General features: G+C 74.3%; 14 protein-coding genes. 3 read left to right on the forward strand and 11 right to left on the reverse strand.

The annotated features are described in order from the left end of the window. The first annotated feature begins 111 nt into the window (after positions 1–111). The gene (locus ACFV46_RS18410) at positions 112–1,590 is read left to right on the forward strand and encodes a hypothetical protein (protein WP_385498936.1); all 1,479 of its coding nucleotides are present in this window, start codon (positions 112–114) and stop codon (positions 1,588–1,590) included. Between the two features lie 59 nt (positions 1,591–1,649). Here the strand turns inward: ACFV46_RS18410 and ACFV46_RS18415 are convergent, their stop codons facing one another. From ACFV46_RS18415 to ACFV46_RS18430, 4 genes are all read right to left on the reverse strand, one after another. Then, entirely contained in the window at positions 1,650–3,311 is a 1,662-nt protein-coding gene (locus ACFV46_RS18415; protein ID WP_376729749.1) for a glycosyltransferase family 2 protein, read from the reverse strand. Further along, positions 3,308–5,530, reverse strand: coding sequence for a CDP-glycerol glycerophosphotransferase family protein (locus ACFV46_RS18420; protein WP_385498881.1), 2,223 nt, complete (start codon positions 5,528–5,530; stop codon positions 3,308–3,310). The genes ACFV46_RS18415 and ACFV46_RS18420 overlap by 4 nt, the downstream gene beginning before the upstream one ends. A gap of 93 nt (positions 5,531–5,623) precedes the next feature. After that, positions 5,624–6,475 carry an ABC transporter ATP-binding protein gene (locus ACFV46_RS18425; protein ID WP_385498937.1) on the reverse strand — a complete coding sequence of 284 codons (852 nt, stop codon included), beginning with the start codon at positions 6,473–6,475 and terminating at the stop codon, positions 5,624–5,626. Then, a complete protein-coding gene (locus tag ACFV46_RS18430; protein WP_385498882.1) occupies positions 6,450–7,370 on the reverse strand; it encodes an ABC transporter permease in 921 nt (306 codons plus the stop codon). Before ACFV46_RS18430 ends, ACFV46_RS18425 begins: the two co-directional genes overlap by 26 nt. A gap of 129 nt (positions 7,371–7,499) precedes the next feature. On the opposite strand from ACFV46_RS18430, the gene ACFV46_RS18435 reads away from it, so the two are divergent. Continuing rightward, on the forward strand, positions 7,500–8,138 hold the full coding sequence (locus ACFV46_RS18435; RefSeq protein ID WP_361924345.1) for a TetR/AcrR family transcriptional regulator: 639 nt from the start codon (positions 7,500–7,502) through the stop codon (positions 8,136–8,138). A gap of 28 nt (positions 8,139–8,166) precedes the next feature. Here ACFV46_RS18435 and galE read toward each other — a convergent pair whose 3' ends face one another. The 3 genes from galE to ACFV46_RS18450 all read right to left on the reverse strand — a co-directional run bounded on the left by galE (position 8,167) and on the right by ACFV46_RS18450 (position 11,484). Further along, the gene (gene galE, locus ACFV46_RS18440; RefSeq protein WP_361924347.1) at positions 8,167–9,150 is read right to left on the reverse strand and encodes a UDP-glucose 4-epimerase GalE; all 984 of its coding nucleotides are present in this window, start codon (positions 9,148–9,150) and stop codon (positions 8,167–8,169) included. A 53-nt stretch (positions 9,151–9,203) separates the two neighbouring features. After that, positions 9,204–10,814: a glycosyltransferase family 2 protein gene (locus tag ACFV46_RS18445; protein ID WP_385498883.1), complete on the reverse strand. Its 1,611-nt coding sequence runs from the start codon at positions 10,812–10,814 to the stop codon at positions 9,204–9,206. A 211-nt stretch (positions 10,815–11,025) separates the two neighbouring features. Then, positions 11,026–11,484, reverse strand: coding sequence for a MarR family transcriptional regulator (locus tag ACFV46_RS18450; protein ID WP_361924351.1), 459 nt, complete (start codon positions 11,482–11,484; stop codon positions 11,026–11,028). Positions 11,485–11,641: 157 nt separating this feature from the next. Between ACFV46_RS18450 and ACFV46_RS18455 the strand changes: the two genes are divergently transcribed. Continuing rightward, positions 11,642–12,055, forward strand: coding sequence for an organic hydroperoxide resistance protein (locus ACFV46_RS18455; RefSeq protein WP_361924353.1), 414 nt, complete (start codon positions 11,642–11,644; stop codon positions 12,053–12,055). 11 nt (positions 12,056–12,066) lie between these two features. On the opposite strand, the gene ACFV46_RS18460 is transcribed toward ACFV46_RS18455, so the two are convergent. From ACFV46_RS18460 to ACFV46_RS18475, 4 genes are all read right to left on the reverse strand, one after another. Continuing rightward, positions 12,067–13,665: a hypothetical protein gene (locus ACFV46_RS18460; RefSeq protein WP_385498884.1), complete on the reverse strand. Its 1,599-nt coding sequence runs from the start codon at positions 13,663–13,665 to the stop codon at positions 12,067–12,069. 78 nt (positions 13,666–13,743) lie between these two features. Further along, the gene (locus tag ACFV46_RS18465; protein WP_385498885.1) at positions 13,744–15,981 is read right to left on the reverse strand and encodes a CDP-glycerol glycerophosphotransferase family protein; all 2,238 of its coding nucleotides are present in this window, start codon (positions 15,979–15,981) and stop codon (positions 13,744–13,746) included. Position 15,982: 1 nt separating this feature from the next. Further along, the gene (locus ACFV46_RS18470) at positions 15,983–18,193 is read right to left on the reverse strand and encodes a bifunctional glycosyltransferase family 2 protein/CDP-glycerol:glycerophosphate glycerophosphotransferase (protein WP_385498886.1); all 2,211 of its coding nucleotides are present in this window, start codon (positions 18,191–18,193) and stop codon (positions 15,983–15,985) included. A gap of 168 nt (positions 18,194–18,361) precedes the next feature. Continuing rightward, a complete protein-coding gene (locus ACFV46_RS18475) occupies positions 18,362–20,605 on the reverse strand; it encodes a CDP-glycerol glycerophosphotransferase family protein (RefSeq protein WP_385498887.1) in 2,244 nt (747 codons plus the stop codon). Between the last annotated feature and the right edge of the window lie 39 nt (positions 20,606–20,644).

The raw sequence follows: 20,644 nt of genomic DNA on the forward strand, positions 1-20,644 counted from the left end.
GCCGCCTGAGGCGGACGCGCGGCAGAGCGCCCCGGACCCCACCGGTCCGGGGCGCTCCCGCATATGGGGCGAAACGGGAATTACAGTGCGGGTGTGAGCACGATCCGGGCCATGCCGCCGAGGGCGGCGGCCGTCGCGGGGGCCGCCGTCGCGCTGGTCCTCGTCCTGCTGCTCCTGGTGATCGTCCGGCTTCCGTGGGCCGGTGACCTCGGCATGCACGCGGCGACCGTCGAACGGCTGCGCCACAGCCTGGCCGACCCCGGCAACCCGCTGGTCGACGCGGACACGCCCAGCCCCTACTACTCGCCGTGGATGCTGGTCCTGGGCGGTGTGGCGCGGGTGACCGGGCTGTCGGTCTTCGTGGTGCTGCGGATCGGCGCGCTGGTGGGCCTGGCGCTGCTGGTCACCGGCGTGTGGCGGTACGTGCGGACGCTGACCGCCGACCGGGCCGCCCCCGCGCTCGCCCTGCTGTGCGTGGTGTTCCTGTGGGGGACGTCCCTGTTCGCGTGGAGCGGCTTCCTGGGGCTGAACTCGCTGGCGCTGACGGTGTCGTACCCCAGCGTGTTCGCGCTGGGGCTGGCCTTCCATCTGTGGGCGTGGCTGGCCGGGGCCGTGCGGGCGGGGGCCGGCTGGGGGGTGTGGCTCGGGCTCGGGGTGCTGTGGGCGGTGATCCTGCTGTGCCACCAGTTCTCCGGAGTCGTCGCCTCGCTCGGCGCGCTGGCCACGGTGGTCGCCGGCCGGCCGGGACGCGCGATGGCGGCACGGCTCGCGGGTGCCCTCGCGGTCGGCGCGGTGGTCCTGTGGGCGTGGCCGTACTACGACTTCTTCGCCCTGTTCGGGGCGGGCGCCGACCTGGAGTCGGTGCACCGGGGCCTGTACCGGGACCTGCTCGGGCGGTACTGGCTGGTGCTGCTCGGGGTGGCGGCGCTCGTGCCGAGGTGGCGGCGGGACCGGCTCGATCCGCTGGTGCTGTTCTTCGGTCTGGGGGTGCTGGTCGTCGCGGCCGGCTGGCTGAGCGGGCACTACTCCTGGGGCCGGGCGCTGCCCGCCGTGGTGATCCCGGCGCAGCTCGCCGCCGCGCTCGCGGTGGCCGGCGCCCGGCCCGGCCGCCGGCGCACCGCATGGGCGGCGGCCCTGACGGCTGCGCTGCTGGCCGGCGCGTGGACGCAGGCCGGCACCCTGGGCTACGTCGTGCCGCGCACCGCGCTGCCGGGGGCGGTCGCCGACAAGTACCGGGAGCCGTGGAGCGGGTACCACTGGCTGACCCCGTGGGTGCGGTACGGGGACGTCGTCATGGCCCGCACCCTGCCCGCCCGCCAGATCCCGGCGTACGGGCCGTACACCGTGGCGCCCGGCTACCCCGACTTCTTCCTGCCGGACGAGGACCGGCGAGCGGCGGCCGTGCGCACGTACTTCGCGCCGGGCACCCCGCAGGAGGCGCGGCGCGCGATCGTGCGGGCGTACGGGGTGCGCTGGGTGGTGGACCGGGGAAGCCCGGCCGGGGCGGGCCTGCGCAGGGTGGCGGCGGGCCCGGACGGACAGGTGCTGTACGAGGTGCTGCCGTCCCCGGCCGGCTCGGACACCCCCTAGGTCGCGTCCGCATAGTCCCGCCTGCCGCCTGCCGCCCGGCACGCACCCTCGGCCACGACCTAGCGCAGCACGGTCCGCACCAGCCGGGCCGCCCTGCGCACCCTCGGCCGGTCGAGGCGCCGCACCACCGGGCGCACCAGCCGGGCCGTCACGCCGACCGGTTGCCACCGGATCTGCAGGCGCCCCGGCCCGCGGTTCTCCGGTTCGATCGTCACCCGGTGCGGGGCGGTCCCGGAGTGGTGGTCGATCCGGGTGGTCAGGACGGGGAAGGACAGGGGGGCCAGCAGGACGGCCGAGTGGGCGAGGCCCTGGTGCTCGACACGGAGCAGGGGGTGGCGGACGCCCGCGAAGCCGTGGCGGGGGATCGGCGCCGACGTCAGGTCCAGATGGACCCGGCCCTCGAAGACGCCGGGGCGCACCGGGGTGAGCCGGAAGGGCACCTTGAGGCGGCGCCGGCCCGGGGCGACGACGAGGCTCGCCCGGACCGGCCCGACGGGCAGGCGCAGCCCCGGGTCGTAGGTGCGCACGGCGAGGTCGACCGAGGCGCCGGGGCCCCGGGTGAGCTCGGTGATCTCGTGCCGGAACAGAGCGCCGCGGAAAGGGCGTGTGTCCAGCTCCAGGTCGGTGACGTCGAGCTCGCGGCGGGCCCGGTCCTCCGTGGGGACCGTGCCGCCCCAGTAGACGTGGCCGTCGGCGTCCGGGGTGACCTGCCGCGGTGCCACCCCGTGGCCGAGGCCGCGCGCGGCCAGCCGGGCCTCGGGGAAGCGGCGCTCGCGCACCAGCTGGAGCACCACGCGCTCCGGCCGGGGCAGCCGGGCGTAGGCCGCCGGGGAGAGGGTGTCGAGGTAGGGGGTCATGAGGTCGGCGAACGAGGCCAGCCAGGGGTCGTCGCGATAGGGCAGATCGCCCGCGTACATCCGGAAGTCGTGCTTGAGGAACTTGTAGTCCTTGTCCTCGCGCAGGCTGCCGTGGCCGCTCTCGGTGAGGAAGTCGTCGATGAGCCGCTGGACGGCGACCCGGTCGCGGACGTTGTCGAGCCGGTCGCGCTGGTTGGAGATGGAAGCGGTGTCGGCGGCCGCGAAGGGCGCGATGTGCCAGCGGTACACCGGCTCCGGGATGATCGTGAACTCCTTGGCGAGGCAGTACGCCTGCGTGGTGAACAGCTGGTCCTCGTAGTGGATGCCCTCGGGGAACCGCAGGTCGTGCCGGTCCAGGAAGGCACGGGCGTACATCTTGCTCGTCGACAGGTGCTCGAAGAGCAGGCGGGGTTCGGACTCGATGCCGAGGACCGTGCGCCGCTCGGCGACCAGGTGCGGCATCCACCGGGTGCGGCGGCCGCTGTCCTCGCGGACCCGGACGACCGCGCCCATCGCGAAGTCGATCTCCCGCTCCCGGTGGGCCGCGAGCAGCAGCGCGACGGCGTCCTCGGTGAGTTCGTCGTCGCTGTCGAGGAACATCACGTACGGGGCCGTCGCGACGTCCAGGGCGCGGTTGCGCGGGGCGCTGCACCCGCCGCTGTTCTCGGGCAGCCGCAGATGCCGGACGCGGGGGTCCCGGGCCGCGAACTCCCGGGCGACGAACGGCGTCCCGTCGGTCGAGTGGTCGTCGCTGATGATGATCTCGATGTTGCCGTGGGTCTGCCGGAGCACCGACTCCACGGCCCGGGGGAGACGGTCGGCGTCGTTGTAGACGATGACCGTCACCGTGACGTCCGGAGTCATACGGCCTCCCGGGGGCTCGGCGCGGGCGTGCGGTCCTCCAGCGGGACGACCGGCGGCAGGGCGTCCTCGCTCTCGCCGAGGAAGACCCGGCGGACGACCCGTTCGGCGGCGTGCCCGTCGTCGTACTCGCAGAAGCGGCGGCGGAACGCGGCCCGTGCCTTCGCGGCGCCCTCGTCCTGCCAGGCCTCGGTGGCGAGGATCTCCGTCAGCTCCGCCTGGGTGCGGGCCACCTGGCCCGGCGGCTCGGCCATCAGGTCGAAGTAGACCCCGCGGGTGGAGCGGTACGTCTCCCAGTCGTCGGCGTACACGACGATCGGACGGTCCAGGTTGGCGTAGTCGAACATGATCGACGAGTAGTCCGTGACCAGCGCGTCGGCGGCCAGCGCCAGGTCCTCGACCGGGTCGTAGGAGGAGACGTCGATGATCCGGCCGGTGCGGCGCAGGGCGGTCAGCGGGGAGGGCGTGCCGTCGTAGAAGTAGTGGCCGCGCACCAGCAGGACGGTGTCCTCGCCCAGTCGGTCGGCGAGGGTGGCGAGGTCGAGGCGGGGGGTCCAGCCGGCCTCGTAGTCGCGGTGGGTGGGGGCGTAGAGGATCGCCCTGCGCTCCGGGGCGATGCCCAGGCGGGCGCGGATCGCCCGGATGTCGGCGGCCGTGGCGCGGTGGTACACGTCGTTGCGCGGATAGCCGTGGTCGAGGGAGACGAAGCGGGACGGGTAGGCGCGCTCCCACATCCGGGTGGAGTGGCTGTTCGCGGAGACGCTGAAGTCCCACTTGTCGATCCGGGACAGCAGGGCCGGGAAGTCCAGTCCCTTGGCGGCGGCCGGGAAGTCCATCTGGTCCACGCCCATGCGCTTGAGCGGGGTGCCGTGGTGGGTCTGGAGATGGACGGCGTCCGGGCGCTTCACGACGGCGTTGGGGAAGTTGACGTTGTTGACCAGGTACTTCGCGGTCGCCAGCACCTCCCGGTAGCGGGGGGTGCCGGGGAGCACGTGGTCGGTGTGCGGGGGCAGGAGGGCCGCGTTCTCCGGGGTCACCACCCACACCGGGTGGATCTGCGGGGCGAGTTCGGTCAGCTTGGCCGCGATCGCCGCCGGGTTGCAGGCCACGCCCCGGTACCAGTACGCGGCGAACACGGCGAGGCCCGGGTCGACGGGCCGGGACAGGGCCGCCCGGTACCGCCGGTCGCCGAGCGCGCCCGCGATCCGGCGCCGGGTGGTCCGTACGGCCGTGCGCGTGGTGCGGCGGGCCCGGTTGGCGGCCTGGAACGCCCGGTACCCGCTGTACGCGCCGTCCTCCAGCAGGGCGCGGCGCATGCCCTCGGGCCCGGAGGGACGGCGGTACCCGGGCGGCCGGTACCGGACGGCCGCGTCGGCGGCACGGCGGAAGAACTCCCGCGCCACGGCGTCCGGCAGGGACGTGCGGGCGAAGGTGCGCAGACAGGTGCGGACCATGACGTCGTACAGCACGGCGTACGGCACCCGGGCGGCCGCTCCGGGGCGCGCGTCGGCGCGGTCGCGCGCGAGGTCCAGGAGTGCCGTGTACCTCTCGACGAGGGCGTAGCGGTCCTCGGGGGCGACCGGGGGCAGGCTCTCGGGGCGCAGTTCGTGGTGGTGGTACGCCACCTGGTCGCAGGCGGCGACCTGGTCGGCGAGCAGCAGGGTGGCGTACGCCGCGAACGCCTCGTCGCCGGTGGTGAGCCGCTCCTCGTGCGCCCGCCAGAAGGAGGCGCGCAGCGCGCGGTTGCCGAGCAGCGGTATGACGCGCAGCGCGCTGCGGGCGATGTCGTCCAGGAGGCGGGGCGCGCGGCCCGCGCGGGCGAGCAGGCGGCCGTCGGGGGAGGGCAGTCCGGTGGTCTCCCAGGTGGAGCGGACGTGGTCGAAGAGGAACACGTCCACCTCGTCCGGCAGCTCCGCGACGCGTTCGGCGACCAGACGCGGGCCGCCCGCGGGCAGACCGTCCGACGCGTGCACGAAGTGCAGCCAGCGGCCCGAGGCGCGGGCCGCCCCCGCCGCGCGGGCCGCCGCGTCGCCGGTCCCCTCCGGCAGCGGCAGCACCAGCAGGTCCGGGGCGTGCCGCCGGGCCGTCTCCTCGGCCCAGGCGCCGACCGCGGCGACGACCACCTCGACATCGCCGTGGGGGTGGCCGGCGAGGGAGTCCAGGAGCCCGGTCAGCCGGTCCTGCGTGTTCGGACCGTGGACGACGACGCTGAGCTCGGGCATCGCAAAGACTCCTTCACCTTCGTCATCGCTGTGGGGCACCCTGCTCGGCCATAGTGGCACTTATAGGACGAAAGGGTGAGCCCGGACTGCGCCTCACGAGGGAACGGGAGCCGCCGTCCGGGGCTTCGGCTTCGGCTTGGCCGCCTTGTCGCCGGTGAACGCCTCGTACTCCTTCAGGACCTCGTCGGTCGGCCCGTCCATGCGCAGCTCGCCCCGCTCCAGCCACAGCACGCGCTCGCAGGTGTCGCGGATCGACTTGTTGTTGTGGCTGACCAGGAACACCGTGCCGGCGCGCTTGCGCAGTTCGCGGATACGGGCCTCGGAGCGCTTCTGGAAGGAGCGGTCGCCGGTGGCCAGCGCCTCGTCGATCAGCAGCACGTCGTGGTCCTTGGCGGCGGCGATCGAGAACCGCAGCCGGGCGGCCATACCGGAGGAGTAGGTCCGCATGGGCAGCGTGATGAAGTCGCCCTTCTCGTTGATGCCGGAGAAGTCGACGATCTCCTGGTAGCGCTCCTTGACCTGCTCGCGGGACATGCCCATCGCGAGCCCGCCGAGGTGGACGTTGCGCTCGCCGGTCAGGTCGTTCATCAGGGCGGCGTTCACACCGAGGAGGGAGGGCTGGCCGTCGGTGAAGATCCGGCCGTTCTCCACGGGCAGCAGACCGGCGACCGCCTTGAGCAGCGTCGACTTGCCCGAGCCGTTGGTGCCGATGAGACCGATGGCCTCACCCCGGTACGCCACGAAGGACACGTTCCGCACGGCGTGCACCGTGCGTACGCCGGCCGCCTTCTCGGCCTTGCCGCGGCGCAGGATGCGGTTGAGCGCGGCGGTGGCCGAACCCCGGCCCGCGCCCGTGCCGTTGACGCGGTAGACGATGTCGACGCCGTCGGCGACGACGGTGGGGATCTTCTCGGTGTGCTCAGCCACGGCCGTACGTCTCCTCAGCCTTCCAGAAGTAGATGAAACCGCCGGCGCCGGCGAGCAGGGCCCAGCCGGCCGCGAGCGCCCAGACGTGCGGCGGGAGCTGGCTCCCCTGGAAGCTGTCGATCAGGGCGAAGCGCATCAGGTCGATGTAGACGGCGGCCGGGTTGGCCTGCAGGACCGCGGTCAGCCAGGAGGGCGCGTCCGTGTGCTTGCTCATGATGTGGCTGATGCTGAACATCACGCCGGACGCGTACATCCACGTCCGCAGCACGAACGGCATCAGCTGGGCGATGTCCGGTGTCCTGGCGCCCATCCGGGCCACGACCAGGGAGACGCCCGCGTTGAAGGTGAACTGGAGCAGCAGGGCCGGGAGCGCCAGCAGCCAGGACGCGGCGACCGGGATGCCGAAGCACAGCAGGATCACGACCAGTGCCGCCATGGAGAACAGCAGCTGCTGGAGCTGCTGGAGGCAGAAGGAGATCGGCAGCGCGGCCCGGGGGAAGTGCAGGGCGCGCACCAGGCCCAGGTTCCCGGAGATCGCGCGGGTGCCCGCCATGATCGAGCTCTGTGTGAACGTCCAGACGAACACGCCGGTGACCAGGAACGGGACGAAGTCCGGCACGCCCCGGCTGGTGCCCATCAGCTTGCCGAAGATGAGGTAGTACACCGCCGCGTTCAGCAGGGGCGTCAGCACCTGCCAGACCTGGCCCAGCTTCGCCTGGCTGTACTGGGCGGTGAGCTTGGCGGTGGAGAACGCCGTGATGAAGTGCCGCCGCGCCCACAGCCGGCGGACGTACTGCGGCAGCGTGGGGCGGGCGCCGCTGACCGACAGCCCGTGCCGGGCGGCCAGGGCCGCGAGGTCGGTCCCGGGCGGCGCCTCGGCCGTCCGGGGCGGTGTGTGCAGGGCTTGGGTCACGTCCGCTGCTTTCACTGGGAAGTCACTGGGCGAGTCGCGTCTCCGTCACGTCGGGACGGGACCGTTTCGTCGCAACGTGAGCGTAAGGCGATCGGGCGACGGAACGCAACCGTTCCGTCGTGACGCCCTATGCTGGTCCGCATGAGCACCGACGCCGATCAGTCCTCGACGCCGCCGCGCCGCCGGGCCCCCGCCGGGGCGGCCGTGCTCCGGGAGGACGTGACCGAGGCGATCCGGGCGGCCGTCTTCGAGGAACTGGCGGCCGTCGGCTACGCGCGCATGTCGATCGAGGGCATCGCGCGCCGCGCGGGCGTCGGCAAGACGGCCGTGTACCGGCGCTGGCGTTCCAAGCTGCACCTGGTGCTCGACGTGGTGTCCGCGGTCGCGGTGCTGGGCCTGCCGGTCCCGGACACCGGCACCCTGGAGGGCGACCTGCGGCTGCTCTACGAGGTGACCGCGCGGGCCCTGCGGCACCCGCTGGCCTCGCAGGTCCTCCCCGACCTCCAGGCCGAGGCCGCCCGAAGCCCGGAGATCGCCGAGGCCGTGCAGAAGGCGCTGCGCGACGGTCAGGCGAGCGTCGCCAGCACCATCGTGCGGGCCGCCGAGCAACGCGGGGAGGTCCGGTCCGGCCTCGACGAGGAGCTGGCCCTCGATCTGATCTCCGGCCCCCTGTACTGGCGCTCGGTCGTCATCCGCAGCCCGAAGCTGCCCAAGGGCCACCTCGACGCCCTGTCCCGCGCCACCTCGGCGGCCCTCAAGGCACTCTGACCGCGCCCGGCGGCCCGGTCCCGGATGCTCAGTCCCGGGCGGCCTCGGGGTGACTGCGCACCCAGCCGGCCCAGGCCGACGTGATCATGTCCCGGACGTCGTACTTCGCCTTCCAGCCCAGCTCGGTGGCGGCGCGGTCGGCGGAGGCGACCACGCGGGCCGGGTCTCCGGGGCGGCGCGGGGTGACCGTCGGCGGGTGGTCGTAGCCGGTGACAGCGTTGACGACGTCGATCATCTCGCGCACCGACACGCCCTCGCCCCGGCCGATGTTGAGGGTGAGGGAGTGGCCCGGCGAGGACTGCAGGGCGCGGGCGGCGGCGACGTGGGCCTCGGCGAGGTCGGCCACATGGATGTAGTCGCGGACGCAGGTGCCGTCCGGGGTCGGGTAGTCGTCGCCGAAGATGCGCGGCGCCGCGCCCTGCGTCAGCTTCTCGAAGACCATCGGGACGACGTTGAGGACACCGGTGTCGGCGAGCTCCGGTGCGGCGGCGCCCGCCACGTTGAAGTAGCGCAGCGACGCCGTGGACAGGCCCGTGGCCCGGCCCGTCGCCCGTACCAGCCATTCGCCCGCGAGCTTGGTCTCGCCGTACGGGGAGATCGGCGCGCACGGCGTCTCCTCGGTCACCAGGTCGACGTCCGGGGTGCCGTAGACGGCCGCCGAGGAGGAGAACACGAAGGAGCGCACATGGGAGGTGGCCGTCACCGCCTCCAGGAGGACGCGCAGCCCCTCGACGTTCTCCCGGTAGTACAGCAGCGGCCGGTCGACCGACTCACCGACCTGCTTCTTCGCCGCCAGGTGGACCACGCCGGTGATCCGGTGGGCGGCGAGGGCGCGGGCGACCCGGTCGCGGTCCAGGGTGGAGCCGACGACCAGCGGGACGCCGTCGGGCACCCGGTCGGCGATGCCGGTGGACAGGTCGTCGTACACCACGGCACGCTCGCCCGCCCGGTTCATCGCCCGTACCACGTGTGCTCCGATGTAACCGGCGCCGCCGGTGATCAGCCAGGTCATGTGCGGCCGTCCCCTCATCAGTGGCCAGTGCTCGTGCATGGTCGGTGCCGCTGTCAGTGAAGCAGGCGGCGGAGTCTGCCGCGCAGGACGGACAGAACTCCCCGCAGGCCCGGGGCGACGCGGACGGCGAGCGCCCCGGAGTGGGTGGCGTAGGGCTGGACGAGGACCACGGTGTGCCCGGCGCCCAGCACCGCGCGGCGGCGCAGCGCGCCGGTGCCCGTGACGGCGTGCGCGGTGACCTCGCGCTCGGCGCCCTCCCGGAAGCGCAGGCGCAGCCGCAGGTCCCAGGTGCCGGCGCCGAACGCGGCCCAGCGCACCGGGCATTCGGCCCGCCAGCTCTCCCCGTCCGGCTCCGGCGGCACCGGCGTGGGCGGCCCCGCCGTGCGTCCCGTCTCCCGGCACCGCCACTCCACCTCCAGTGCCTCGGGCCCCGCGCGCGCCACCCGCCCGTACAGCTCGTGCAGGCGCAGCCGCAGGACGGCGGTCCGCGTGCCGGGGCGCAATCGCGCGTCCACGGCGAGCGGGAGGACGTGGACGGGCCGGGTCAGCAGCGGCTCCAGGGTGACCTGGGGGAGCCCGGCCGACCAGACCGGGGTGCCGTCGGCGGCCCGCGCGTACGGGGGCAGCAGACGGGCGGGGCGGGAGGCCAGGTCGCGCAGCCGGGGCAGGTCGAGCGGCTCGGGCGAGGCCAGCACGATCCGCCCGATCAGGCGGCCGGGTGCGGTCGGGTTGTGCGCCCAGTCCGAGGCGTCGTAGTCGGTGAGGTACGCGCGGGTGTGCGCCCACCAGTCGCGCCGGTAGCGGGCGTCGCGCAGCCCCAGTTCGCGGGCGTACATCCGCAGCTCGTGGTCGAGGAACTTGGCGCGGGCGGCCCGGGCCAGCTCCTTCTGGCCGGAGCCCAGCAGGATCTCGTGGGCGAGCCGGCTCGCCTCGAGACGGGCCCGCCAGTTGGAGACGTCCGCGCGGTCCAGGGAGATCGACGGCCGCCCCGTCGCGCGGCGCACGTGCCAGACGTAGACCCGGTCGGGGACGACGGCGATCCGCGGGCGGGCGGCGAGGACGCGGGCGGTGAACACGAAGTCCTCGTAGGGGAAGCGGCCCTCGGGGAAGCGGATGCCGTGGGCGCGCAGGAAGTCGGTGCGGTAGAGCTTGTTCACGCAGAGGGTGTCGTGGACCAGCCGGGGGCGCTGCGCGGGGTGCTCGAGCACGGCGTGCGCGGCGTACAGGGACGGCTCCCAGGGCACCTCGCGCCCCCCGGGCAGCTCCCGCCGTACGCACAGGCCGCCCGCGACCTGCGCCCCGGCGCCGTCCGCCGCCGCCCACAGGGTCCCGGCGGCGCCCGCCGGGAGGACGTCGTCGCTGTCCAGGAACATGACGTAGGGCGCGGTCACCCGTTCCAGGCCGGTGTTGCGGGGGCTGCCGCAGCCGCCGCTGTTGACCCGCCGCCGCACCACGCGCAGACGCGGCTCGTCCGCGGCGAGGGCGGCCAGCCGGGCCGCGCTGTCGTCGGTGGAGCAGTCGTCGACGGCGATCACCTCCCGCACGACGGGACCCTGGGCCAGCGCCGAGCCGACGGCGGTCGTCACATGGGCGGCGTCGTCGTAGCCGATGACGACCACGGCGACCTGCCGGTCGGGCGCGAGGGGCGGGGGCGGTGGGTGCATGGGGCCACGGTCCGGGTCGGAGGGATGGTGCGGCAGATCCCGTGGGGCGGGAGGTGCGGCCCGTGGCGGAAGACGACGGCGACCGCGGGCCGGTTCAGTGCGCGTCACCGCGGATCGTAGGACGGACAAAAGGCATCCGGGCGGAGATACGCCGCATATCCGTCATGAATGTCATCTAATAGTACGAATACTGCCCACCGGCAGCCGTGGGCTATGCGTCCCGTGCCGCCGTGTCCAGTGCGGAGGTGAGCCGGTCGAGCCGCTCGCGCAGCTCCCGGATCTCGTCCACGTCGAACCCGGTGGCCGCCGAGATCCGGCGCGGCACCTCGAGCGCCCGCTCGCGCAGGGCGTCACCCTCCTCCGTCAGTCGCACCTCCACCGAGCGCTCGTCGCGGGCGCTGCGCTCCCGGCGCACGAGGCCGGCCGCCTCCAGTCGCTTGAGCAGCGGCGACAGGGTGCCGGAGTCGAGGCGCAGCTGCTCGCCGAGCCGCTTCACGGGCAGTTCGCCCTGCTCCCACAGCACCAGCATCACCAGGTACTGCGGATAGGTGAGGCCCAGATCCTTCAGGACCACGCGGTAGACGCCGCCGAAGGCGCGCGAGGCCGCGTTCAGGGAGAAGCAGATCTGCTGGTCGAGGCGGAGCCAGTCGGCCGTGGGCGTGGTCGTCATGCCTCCAGGGTAGCTCCCCTGTGCACCATTCAGTTGCACGCAATTGAATTGCGTGCTCTACTTGTGGTCGTACGGCGGCCCCGGGACGGAACGGGGCGGACCGCACAGTCACGGACGCCCCGGCGTCCGTCACGACCTACGAGAGGGATGGTTCTCCATGGACGCGCTCTACACCGCAGTCGCCACCGCCACCCACGGCCGCGACGGCCGCGCCGTCTCCAACGACGGCCGGATCGACGTCAAGCTGGCCCCGCCGGTGGAGCTGGGCGGCAACGGCGAGGGCACCAACCCGGAGCAGCTGTTCGCCGCCGGATACGCCGCCTGTTTCGGCAGCGCGCTCGGCGTCGTCGGCCGCCAGGCCAAGGTGGACGTCTCCGAGGCCGCCGTCACCGCCGAGGTCGGCATCGGCAAGCAGGGCGAGGGCTTCGCCCTCAAGGTCACCCTGCGCGTCGAGCTGCCCGACACCCTCGACGAGCCGACCGGCCGCAAGCTCGTCGAGCAGGCCCACCAGGTCTGCCCCTACTCCAACGCCACCCGCGGCAACATCGACGTCGACCTCGTCATCGAGTAGTCCCCGGCCCGTCAGCCGATCCGCGCCAGGACCTCCCCCGTCTCCCGGCTCCACGCCACCACGACCGCCTCCTCCGGCACCTTCTTCCAGCGCGTCAGCAGCAGCCAGCGCGCGTGGTACCGGCGGGCGACGGCCGTACGCGTGGCGCGGGTGGAGCCGGGGGAGAGGTACGCCCGGACATCGGCGAGCCGGCGCTGCCGCTCCCGTTCGTCCAGCGCGGGGTCGGGCCACACCGGCGCGGCGAGGTTCAGCCCGTAGCCGGGCAGGGAGCGCGGGGCGTAGTGCCCGTCGGAGACGACCACCTCGCCCTTCGCCACATGCCGCGCCACCCAGGCGTACGACGGCCAGTGCGACGGCTGCTCCAGGCCCAGCGGATCCAGGGCGCGCGGCAGCACCGCCCCGCCCTGCACGGTGAGGAACCCGGCGCAGGCACCGGCCGCGGCGGCCAGGCCCAGCGCCCGGCGCGCCGCGCCCCACGGCCGGGGCGCCGCCAGCTCCACCGCCAGCGCGAACTGCAGCGGCACCAGGGTGAGCCCGAGGATCCTGCCGTACGTGTAGCGGCCGCCGACCCAGCCGTACGCCACCAGCAGGCAGTCCAGGGCGAACAGCAGCACCAGCGGGTCCCGCCAGGACGAGCGGCGCCCGCGCAGCCACAGCGCGGGCAGGCCGAGCAGCGCCAGCCAGAACTGCCCGCCCAGGTGCTCGTACAGCTGCCGGTGCATCGCGTCCACGCTGCCGTCCCCGGCCAGTGCGAACACGTCGTAGTACGGCCAGGACCCGGCGACGAGCACCGCCACGGCCGCCGTCAGGCCCCAGCGCGCCACGGCGGCGGCCCCCCACGGTCGCTGCCGGCCGGCGACGAACGCCACCGCGCCCAGGGCCGCCGCCACCGCCGTGATCGGATGGACCAGCAGGATCAGCCCGTAGAGCACCCCGAGCCCGGCGTACCCGGCCCAGCCCGGCAGACCGCTCGGCCCGACGTACCGGACCGCCCGCCCGCCGCGGGCGCGCGCCCCGGTCAGCGCCCAGGCCCAGAAGGTGAGCCCGATGGCGAACGCCGACGGGTATCCCAGGTTCCCCGTCATCGACATCAGGTTCAGATAGCCGCTCCACCAGGCCCGCTCCGTGCCCCACAGCAGCGTCATGGCGCCCAGCGCCAGCACCGGCGCCCACGGCCGCGGTGTCAGCACCCGCGTCAGCCGGCCGATGCCGGTCAGCAGGACCAGCAGGTTCAGCACCCCGGCCAGCCGCACCACCTCCCAGCCGCCCAGCCCGGTCAGCAGCGCGAAGACCGCCTCCGCGACCGCGTACGGGGAGTAGTAGGGGCTGCCCGCGCCCGGCAGGTCCGCCATCGGGTGCCGCGGGTGGAACAGGTCCGCCCGCAGCCGCTCCACGACCGCCGCGTGCTGCCCCGCGTCGCAGCACAGCGGCACCGCCCAGTACGCCAGCAGCATCACCAGGCAGAACACGAACCCGACGGCCTGGTACGGCGTCGGGCGCGGACCGCGGCCGCCGCGCAGCGCACTCGCGCCGCGCACGGACCTCCGCGCGAGGGCCCCCGCGGGGGCACCCGCGGCTCGGGTCGAGGAGGGGGTGGGGGTTCCAGGCATCTGCCGAGTCTCCTTGCTCGGGGCAACGGCTCCGACGCTCTTCACCCCTTCAGGTGAGTCCCGTGCTGCGGATGCCGGTCAGTACGCGTCCAGCAGCGACCGGGGGCCCGCCGGACCCGGCACCCGCCCCGTCCCCGCCGCCCGTCCCGGCATCGGCTCGCCCAGCATCAGCGTCCGCACGACCCGCTCGGCGGCCAGCCCGTCGTCGAACTCGCAGAACCGCTCGCGGAACCACCGCCGCGACCGCGCCGACTCCCCGTCCCGCCACGCCCCGGACGCGAACAGCTCCACCAACTCCCCGTAGGAGCGCGTCACATGCCCCGGCGCCTCGGCCGTGAGATCGACGTAGGCGCCCCGGCTCGCGGTGAACGCCCCCCAGTCGTCCGCGTGGACCACGAGGGGCCGGTCCAGCAGGGCGTAGTCGAACATCAGGGACGAGTAGTCCGTGACCATCACGTCCGCCGCGAGCAGCACGTCCTCGGCCCGCAGCACGTCCGTCGCGTCGACCAGCACGCCCCGGCGGTGCAGGTCGGCCAGGCCCAGCCCGCGCGCGACGCCCTGCGCGAGCGACGGGTGCAGCCGCACCACCAGCGTGCGGCCCTCCCCGAGGTCGCGGGCGAACCGCGCCAGGTCGATCCGGTCGACGTGCCCGCCCTTGCGGTAGTCGCGGCGGGTCGGCGCGTACAGCACCACGGCGTTCCCGGGCGGCACGCCGAGCCGCGCCCGGGCCGCCTCGGTGGCCTCCGGACCGGCGGTGACCAGCACGTCGTTGCGCGGGCTGCCCGTCCTCAGCGAGGTGTAGTGACAGGGGTAGGCCCGCTCCCAGGCCAGCTCCGCGTGCCGGCTCGCCACCAGGCTGTAGTCCCAGCGGTCCGCCCGCCACAGCATCTTCGGCACGTCGAAGCCGTGCCGGGCGCCCGGCTTGGTCAGCAGGTCGGCCCCCATGTACTTCAGCGGGCTGCCCCGATGGGTCTGGATGTGCACGCTGCCCGGCCGCTTGGCCAGCGTGCCCGGCCAGTTGACGTTGTTCACCCAGTACGTGGCCCGTGCCATGACCTCGTGGAAGCGCCGCGAACCGGGCGTCACGAAGTCCGTGCCGGGCGGCAGGTCCGCCACCGCGTCCTCCCGGACCACCCACACGCCCCGCAGCTGCGGGGCGATCTCCCGCGCCTTGGCGTGGATCGCCGCCGGGTCGCCCAGCACGCCCCGGTGCGAGAACGCCGAGTAGACGGCGAGATCCGGGTCCAGGGGACGCCGTGAACAGGCCGCGTACCAGGCGCGCTGCGCCCGCCCCGACACCGTCCCCGTCACCTTCTTGGCGCCGCCCCCGGCCACCCGCCGCAGCTCGCGCAGCCCACGGACCGCCGCGTACGAGGCGTAGGGCGCCGACGCCAGCAGCCGCATCTCGGTGCCGCGCCGGCCGTCCGGCGGGACGAAGCCCTCGGGGAGGTGACGGGCGTGGAAGGCGCGGATCTCGCGGTAGAAGTCCGGACGGTCCGCCGGGCGCACCCGGTCCTCCCGGGCGAGCACGAACAGCATGTGGTCCAGCGCGCGTTCGAACAGCAGGGGCCGCGCCCACGCCAGGTCCGGCCGCTCCTCCAGAAAGGAGAACAGGCCGTCGTACTGGGGGAAGATGTCGAAGTGCCGGCGCCCCGGCGTCCTGGTGATCGCGCCCTGGCGGCGCTGCCGGTACTCGACGCCGATCCGCTCCAGGCAGACGATCCGCTCGGCCAGCACCATCGAGCGGTAGGTGACCGGGGCGTCCTCGTACAGACCCGGCGCGTACCGCAGGCCGTGCCCCAGGAAGAAGTCCCGGCGGTACGCCTTGTTCCACGCGACCAGGAACAAGTGCAGGTACTGGGGACTCTCCCGGACGTGGACGACGTCCGGCCCGGCCGCCGCCAGCAGGCCGGCGGCCTCACTGCGGCCCCCGCGGCCCCACCAGTGGGTGCGCACATGGTCGAAGACCAGGATGTCCGGCTCGTCGGCCGCCGTCAGCCGGGCGTCGACCGCCTCCAGCAGACCCGGCGTGTAGCGGTCGTCGCTGTCCAGGAACAGCACGTAGTCGCCGCTCGCCTCCGCCAGCCCCGCGTTGCGGGCCCGGCCCAGGCCCACGTTCTCCGGCAGGTGCAGCACCCGCACCCGGGGGTCGCGCTCGGCGTAGCCGTCCAGGATGGCGGGACAGCCGTCGGGGGAGCGGTCGTCGACCGCGATCACCTCCAGATCGGCGTACGACTGCCCGAGCACCGAGTCCAGGCACTCCCGCAGGAAACCCTGCACCTTGAACACGGGCACGATGACACTGAAGCGGGGCACGTCAGCTCCTGGTGAGGGTCGTCGCGGCGGGGGCGGGGGCGGGGACGCGCCCGTCGAGCGGGACCACCGGGGGCAGCGCCTCGGGCGGCTCGCCCAGCAGCACCCGGCGCACCACGCGCTCGGCGGCCCGCCCGTCGTCGAACTGGCAGAAGCGCTCCCGGAACGCGGCCCGCAGCGCCCGGGCCTCCTCGTCCGCGTACGAGCCGTCCCGCAGCAGCGCCGCCAGTTCGCCGGGGGTGCGCGCCACCCGGCCCGGCGGGTCCTGCATCAGATCGAAGTAGACGCCCCGCACTTCCTGGTAGACGTCCCAGTCGTCGGCGTACACGACGATCGGCCGGTCCAGGTTGGCGTAGTCGAACATGATGGACGAGTAGTCGGTGATCAGCGCGTCCGCGGCCAGGCACACCTCCTCCGAGGACAGATGCCCGGTGACGTCGACGATCCGGCCGGACGCGCGCCGGTCGCCCCGGTCGTAGAAGTAGTGGGCGCGCAGCAGGACGACGTACTCGTCGCCGATCTCCTCGCACAGCGCCCCGAGGTCCAGACCCGGCTCGAAGCCCGACGCGTGATCGCGGTGCGTCGGCGCGTAGAGCAGGGCCTTCTTCCCCTCCGGGACGCCGAGTTCACGCCGGACACGGGCGACGTCCTCGGCGGTCGCCGTGTAGTAGACGTCGTTGCGCGGATAGCCGTACTCCAGCGTCTCGTGGGCGGCGGGGTAGGCGCTCTCCCACATCTCGGTGGAGTGCCGGTTGGAGGTCAGGTTGTAGTCCCAGCGGTCCACGCGGGCCAGCAGCCGGGCGAAACTCCCGGTCGCGGCGGCCACCACCGGGTACGTCGCCTGGTCGGCGCCCATCTTCTTCAGCGGGGTGCCGTGCTGGGTGGACAGGTGCACGCTGCCCGGGCGCTTGACGACCGCGTCCGCGAAGTTGGCGTTGTTGACGAGATACGCGGCACGGGCCAGCACGTCCCAGTACCGACGGGTGCCGATCACCGCGTACTCCACGCCCTCGGGCAGCGTGGCCACCTGCTCCGCCTCCACCAGGAACACCGAGCGCAGGTGCGGGGCCAGTTCGCGGGCCTTGGCGTGGATCGCGGCCGGGTTGCAGAGGTAGCCGCGCCCCCAGTACGCGCAGTACACCACGAGGTTCCGGTCCAGGGGGCGGCGCAGTTCGAGCCGGTAGCGCAGCCGGGTGCGCAGCCCGCGCGGGCGCGGCACCCGAGCGAGCGCCGCGCCCACCGCCCGGTTGGCCGCGCGCAGCGCCCGGAACGCGCCGTACGCGCCGCCCGCCAGCAGCCGGTGCTGCACCCCCAGGCTGCCGCCCGGCGCCCGGAACCCGGCCGGACGGTGCCGCCGGTACAGCAGCCCGGCCCGGCGGAAGAACGCGCGCCGCCCGTGCGGCAGCCGCTGCGGATGGGCGGCCGTCTTCAGCACGGCCGCGAACAACTCCCTGAACAGCGGCGCGTGGCGGTGCGCCGGCAGCTCCTGCTCGGCGGCCCGGGTCAGCACCAGCTCCACCTGGTCCAGCAGCTCGGCGTGGTGCGGGCCCGGCCGGTTCAGCCGGCTGCCCTGCCGTCGCAGCCGATGCCGTACGACGACCCGGCGCAGCACCGCCATCCGCCCCGCGGTGAGAGCGGCCAGTCCGCCGAAGCCGACGTCGGTGAAGTGACCGGCGGGGAAAGTGAGCGCGTGCTCGGTGAGGAAGGCCCGGCGGTAGGCCGCGCTCCAGGCGGGCAGCCCCACACCGGTCAGCCACGGGGCCCGCTCGGGCGGGAACGCCCCGTCGGGGGCGCGGGCCAGCAGGGGCGCGGCCGGTTCGGCCGGCTCGCCCGTCCACCAGGGGATCCGCTCGTGCCCGTAGTACACGACGTCCGCCTCGCCGGTCTCCCGCAGCCGCCCGGCCAGGGCCGCCAGCGCGTCCGGCGCCAGCTCGTCGTCGCCGTCCAGGAACAGCACCCAGTCGCCGGTGGCGGAGCGCAGCCCCGCGTTGCGTGCCCCGGCCGTCCCCTCCGACGGGGGCGCGTGCACCGGCGGCACCACCCGGCGGTCCCGCCCCGCGTACCGCGAGACCACGTCCGCCGCCGGGCAGCCGGGGCCGTCGCAGACCGGGATCAGCTCGACGTCGCCGAAGGACTGGGTGAGGACCGAGTCCAGCGCCCGGGACAGCCGGCCCGCTACACCATGGGACGGAACGATGACGCTGAAGCGGGGCATACTGCTCTTTCTGTCGAGGTGCGGGTGGCTGTGCCGGTGGCGGCCCGGAGCGGGTCAGCGGGCCCGGCGCCGGCCGGGCCGCCCTGCGGGGCGCCAGGTCTGCGGACGGCTCGGCGTGGGCCGGGACGGACTGGACGGCATGCGGACTCCTCTCGGGGACAACGGTGTTCAGCGGCTCTCGGTGACGGTCCGGGGCGAAGCCGGCCGCGGCGCGATCCCCAGCGGGGCCCGCTGGCGCGACGCGGCCGGCGACGGCATCGGGCGCCGGGCGGGCGGCACCCCCGGAAGGCCGCCGGGCTCACCCAGCACCACGTGCCGGACGACCCGCTCGGCCGCCCGGCCGTCGTCGTGCGGGCAGAAACGCCGGCGGAACGCGGTCCGCAGCTCCGCGGAACGCGACCCGCGCCAGTGACCGGACGTGAAGATGTCGATCAGCTCGTCCTCGCCGCGCGCCACCGCGCCCGGCGGACACGCCCGCAGATCGAGATAGGTGCCCCGGACCGCCTCGTGGGCCTCCCAGTCGTCGATCAGCAGCACGACCGGCCGGTCCAGGCAGACGTAGTCGACCATGATCGACGAGTAGTCCGTGACCAGCGCGTCCGAGGCGAGGCACAGCTCCTCGACCCCCGGGTGGCCGGTCACGTCGAGGACCCGGTCCGAGGGGGTGGCGAGCGGGCCGTCGTGGCCGTGCGGGGCGCGGGCCAGCACGACGTGGCGCGGACCCAGGCGGCGCACCACGCGGTGCAGGTCGACGGGGGCGCGGGGGTAGGCGCGGGCCGTCGGCGCGTAGAGGATCACGACGGCGTCCTCGGGCACGCCGAGTTCCCGGCGGACCCGGACCGTGTCCGCCGGGGTCGCCTGCCGGAACACGTCCGCGCGCGGACTGCCGTACTCCAGGACGCTGTACGCGCCCGGGAAGGCCCGCTCCCAGGTCAGGGTCGCGTGCCGGCTGGGGGAGACGAGGTAGTCCCACCGGTCGACCTCCGCCAGCAGTCCGTCGACGTCCGGGTCCGCGCCCGGGCGTCCGCGCAGGTCGAGGCCCGTGCGCTGGAACGGGGTGCCGCGCCGGGTCTGCACCAGCACCTGGCCGGACCGCTTGACCAGCCGGCGGTCGAAGGCCGCGTTGTGCACCAGGTACCGGGAGCGGGCCAGCGCCGTCCAGTAGGCGGCGGTGTCCGGGCGCAGCACGCGCACCCCGGACGGCAGCGCGCCCCGCTCCCCGGCGCCGGTCACCCAGGCGGTGCGGATGTGCGGGGCGTGCGCGCGCAGCGCCCGCTCCAGGGCGCCCGGGTGGCAGCCGTGACCGGGCACGCCGTGCGCGGCGAACACGGCCCGGTCCGCGCGCACCGGCAGCAGGCGCTGCACGCGGTAGTGCAGACGCAGGGCGCCCGCCCGCAGGCCCCGGCGCAGCCGGACGGCCGTCCGCGCGGCGCGGCGGAGCAGGGCCGCCGTGCACCGCAGCACGTGATACGTGCGGTGCAGCCCCATCCGGACCAGGGCGTGGTGCAGCCGCACGCGCGGCGGCAGCGGACCGCCGGGGCAGTGGTAACGCCGGTAGTACGTACGGGCCTTGCGCAGGAACTCGGCGCGGCTGCGGCGCGGCAGCCGGTCCCGGCGGGCGAACACCACGACCAGGTGGTCCACCATCCGCCGGAACAGCAACGGCCGCCAGCGGGCCAGCTCGGGGCGCTTGTCGACGTACGCGAAGACCCGGTCGTACTGCTCGAAGACGTCGAAGTGACGAGGGCTGACCGTGCCGAGGATGCCGCCGCTGCGCCGCTGCCGGTAGTGCACGCACACCCGGTCCAGCGTCGCGATCGACCCGGCCGACATCAGCACCGGATACGTCCAGGGCGTGTCCTCGTAGTAGCCGGTGGGGAAGACCAGCTCCTCGGCCTCGACGAACTCCCGGCGGTACGCCTTGTTCCAGGCGACCATGAGCAGCCGCAGCAGACCGGGCCGGTCCGTCAGCCGGAAGGGCGCCGGTCCCTCCTCGGCGAGGTGGGCCGCGGCCTGGTTGCGCACCGTCTCGCCGGTCCAGAAGGTGCGCGCGTAGTCGTAGACCAGGACGTCGGGTTCGCCGGTCTCCTTCAGCCGGCCGGCGATGGCCTCCAGGGAGCCCGGGGTGAGGGTGTCGTCGCTGTCGAGGAAGACCAGGTAGTCGCCGGTGGCCTCGGCCATGCCCGCGTTGCGCGCGGGGCCCAGGCCGCGGTTGCGCGGCAGGTGCACGGCACGCACCCGGGGGTCGCGGGCCGCGAACTCGTCGATGATCGCGCCGCACGCGTCCGGCGAGCAGTCGTCCACGGCGATCAGTTCGAGGTCCGGGTACGACTGGGTGAGCACCGATTCCAGGCACTCGTGCAGATACGCCTGCACCTTGTACGCGGGGACGATGACACTGAACCTGGGCAAGGCACATCCACTCGGTCGGCCGGGGACGACGGGCGCTGT

This window comes from Streptomyces sp. NPDC059852 (assembly GCF_042731455.1).
Lineage (GTDB): Bacteria > Actinomycetota > Actinomycetes > Streptomycetales > Streptomycetaceae > Streptomyces.

What these genes read in the sequence shown, in the direction of transcription:
- ACFV46_RS18410 (WP_385498936.1), top strand. Translation starts at nt 112, where the DNA reads ATGCCGCCGAGGGCGGCGGCCGTCGCGGGGGCCGCCGTCGCGCTGGTC.
- ACFV46_RS18415 (WP_376729749.1), bottom strand. Translation starts at nt 3,311, where the DNA reads ATGACTCCGGACGTCACGGTGACGGTCATCGTCTACAACGACGCCGAC.
- ACFV46_RS18420 (WP_385498881.1), bottom strand. Translation starts at nt 5,530, where the DNA reads ATGCCCGAGCTCAGCGTCGTCGTCCACGGTCCGAACACGCAGGACCGG.
- ACFV46_RS18435 (WP_361924345.1), top strand. Translation starts at nt 7,500, where the DNA reads ATGCTGGTCCGCATGAGCACCGACGCCGATCAGTCCTCGACGCCGCCG.
- galE (WP_361924347.1), bottom strand. Translation starts at nt 9,150, where the DNA reads ATGACCTGGCTGATCACCGGCGGCGCCGGTTACATCGGAGCACACGTG.
- ACFV46_RS18445 (WP_385498883.1), bottom strand. Translation starts at nt 10,814, where the DNA reads ATGCACCCACCGCCCCCGCCCCTCGCGCCCGACCGGCAGGTCGCCGTG.
- ACFV46_RS18450 (WP_361924351.1), bottom strand. Translation starts at nt 11,484, where the DNA reads ATGACGACCACGCCCACGGCCGACTGGCTCCGCCTCGACCAGCAGATC.
- ACFV46_RS18455 (WP_361924353.1), top strand. Translation starts at nt 11,642, where the DNA reads ATGGACGCGCTCTACACCGCAGTCGCCACCGCCACCCACGGCCGCGAC.
- ACFV46_RS18460 (WP_385498884.1), bottom strand. Translation starts at nt 13,665, where the DNA reads ATGCCTGGAACCCCCACCCCCTCCTCGACCCGAGCCGCGGGTGCCCCC.
- ACFV46_RS18470 (WP_385498886.1), bottom strand. Translation starts at nt 18,193, where the DNA reads ATGCCCCGCTTCAGCGTCATCGTTCCGTCCCATGGTGTAGCGGGCCGG.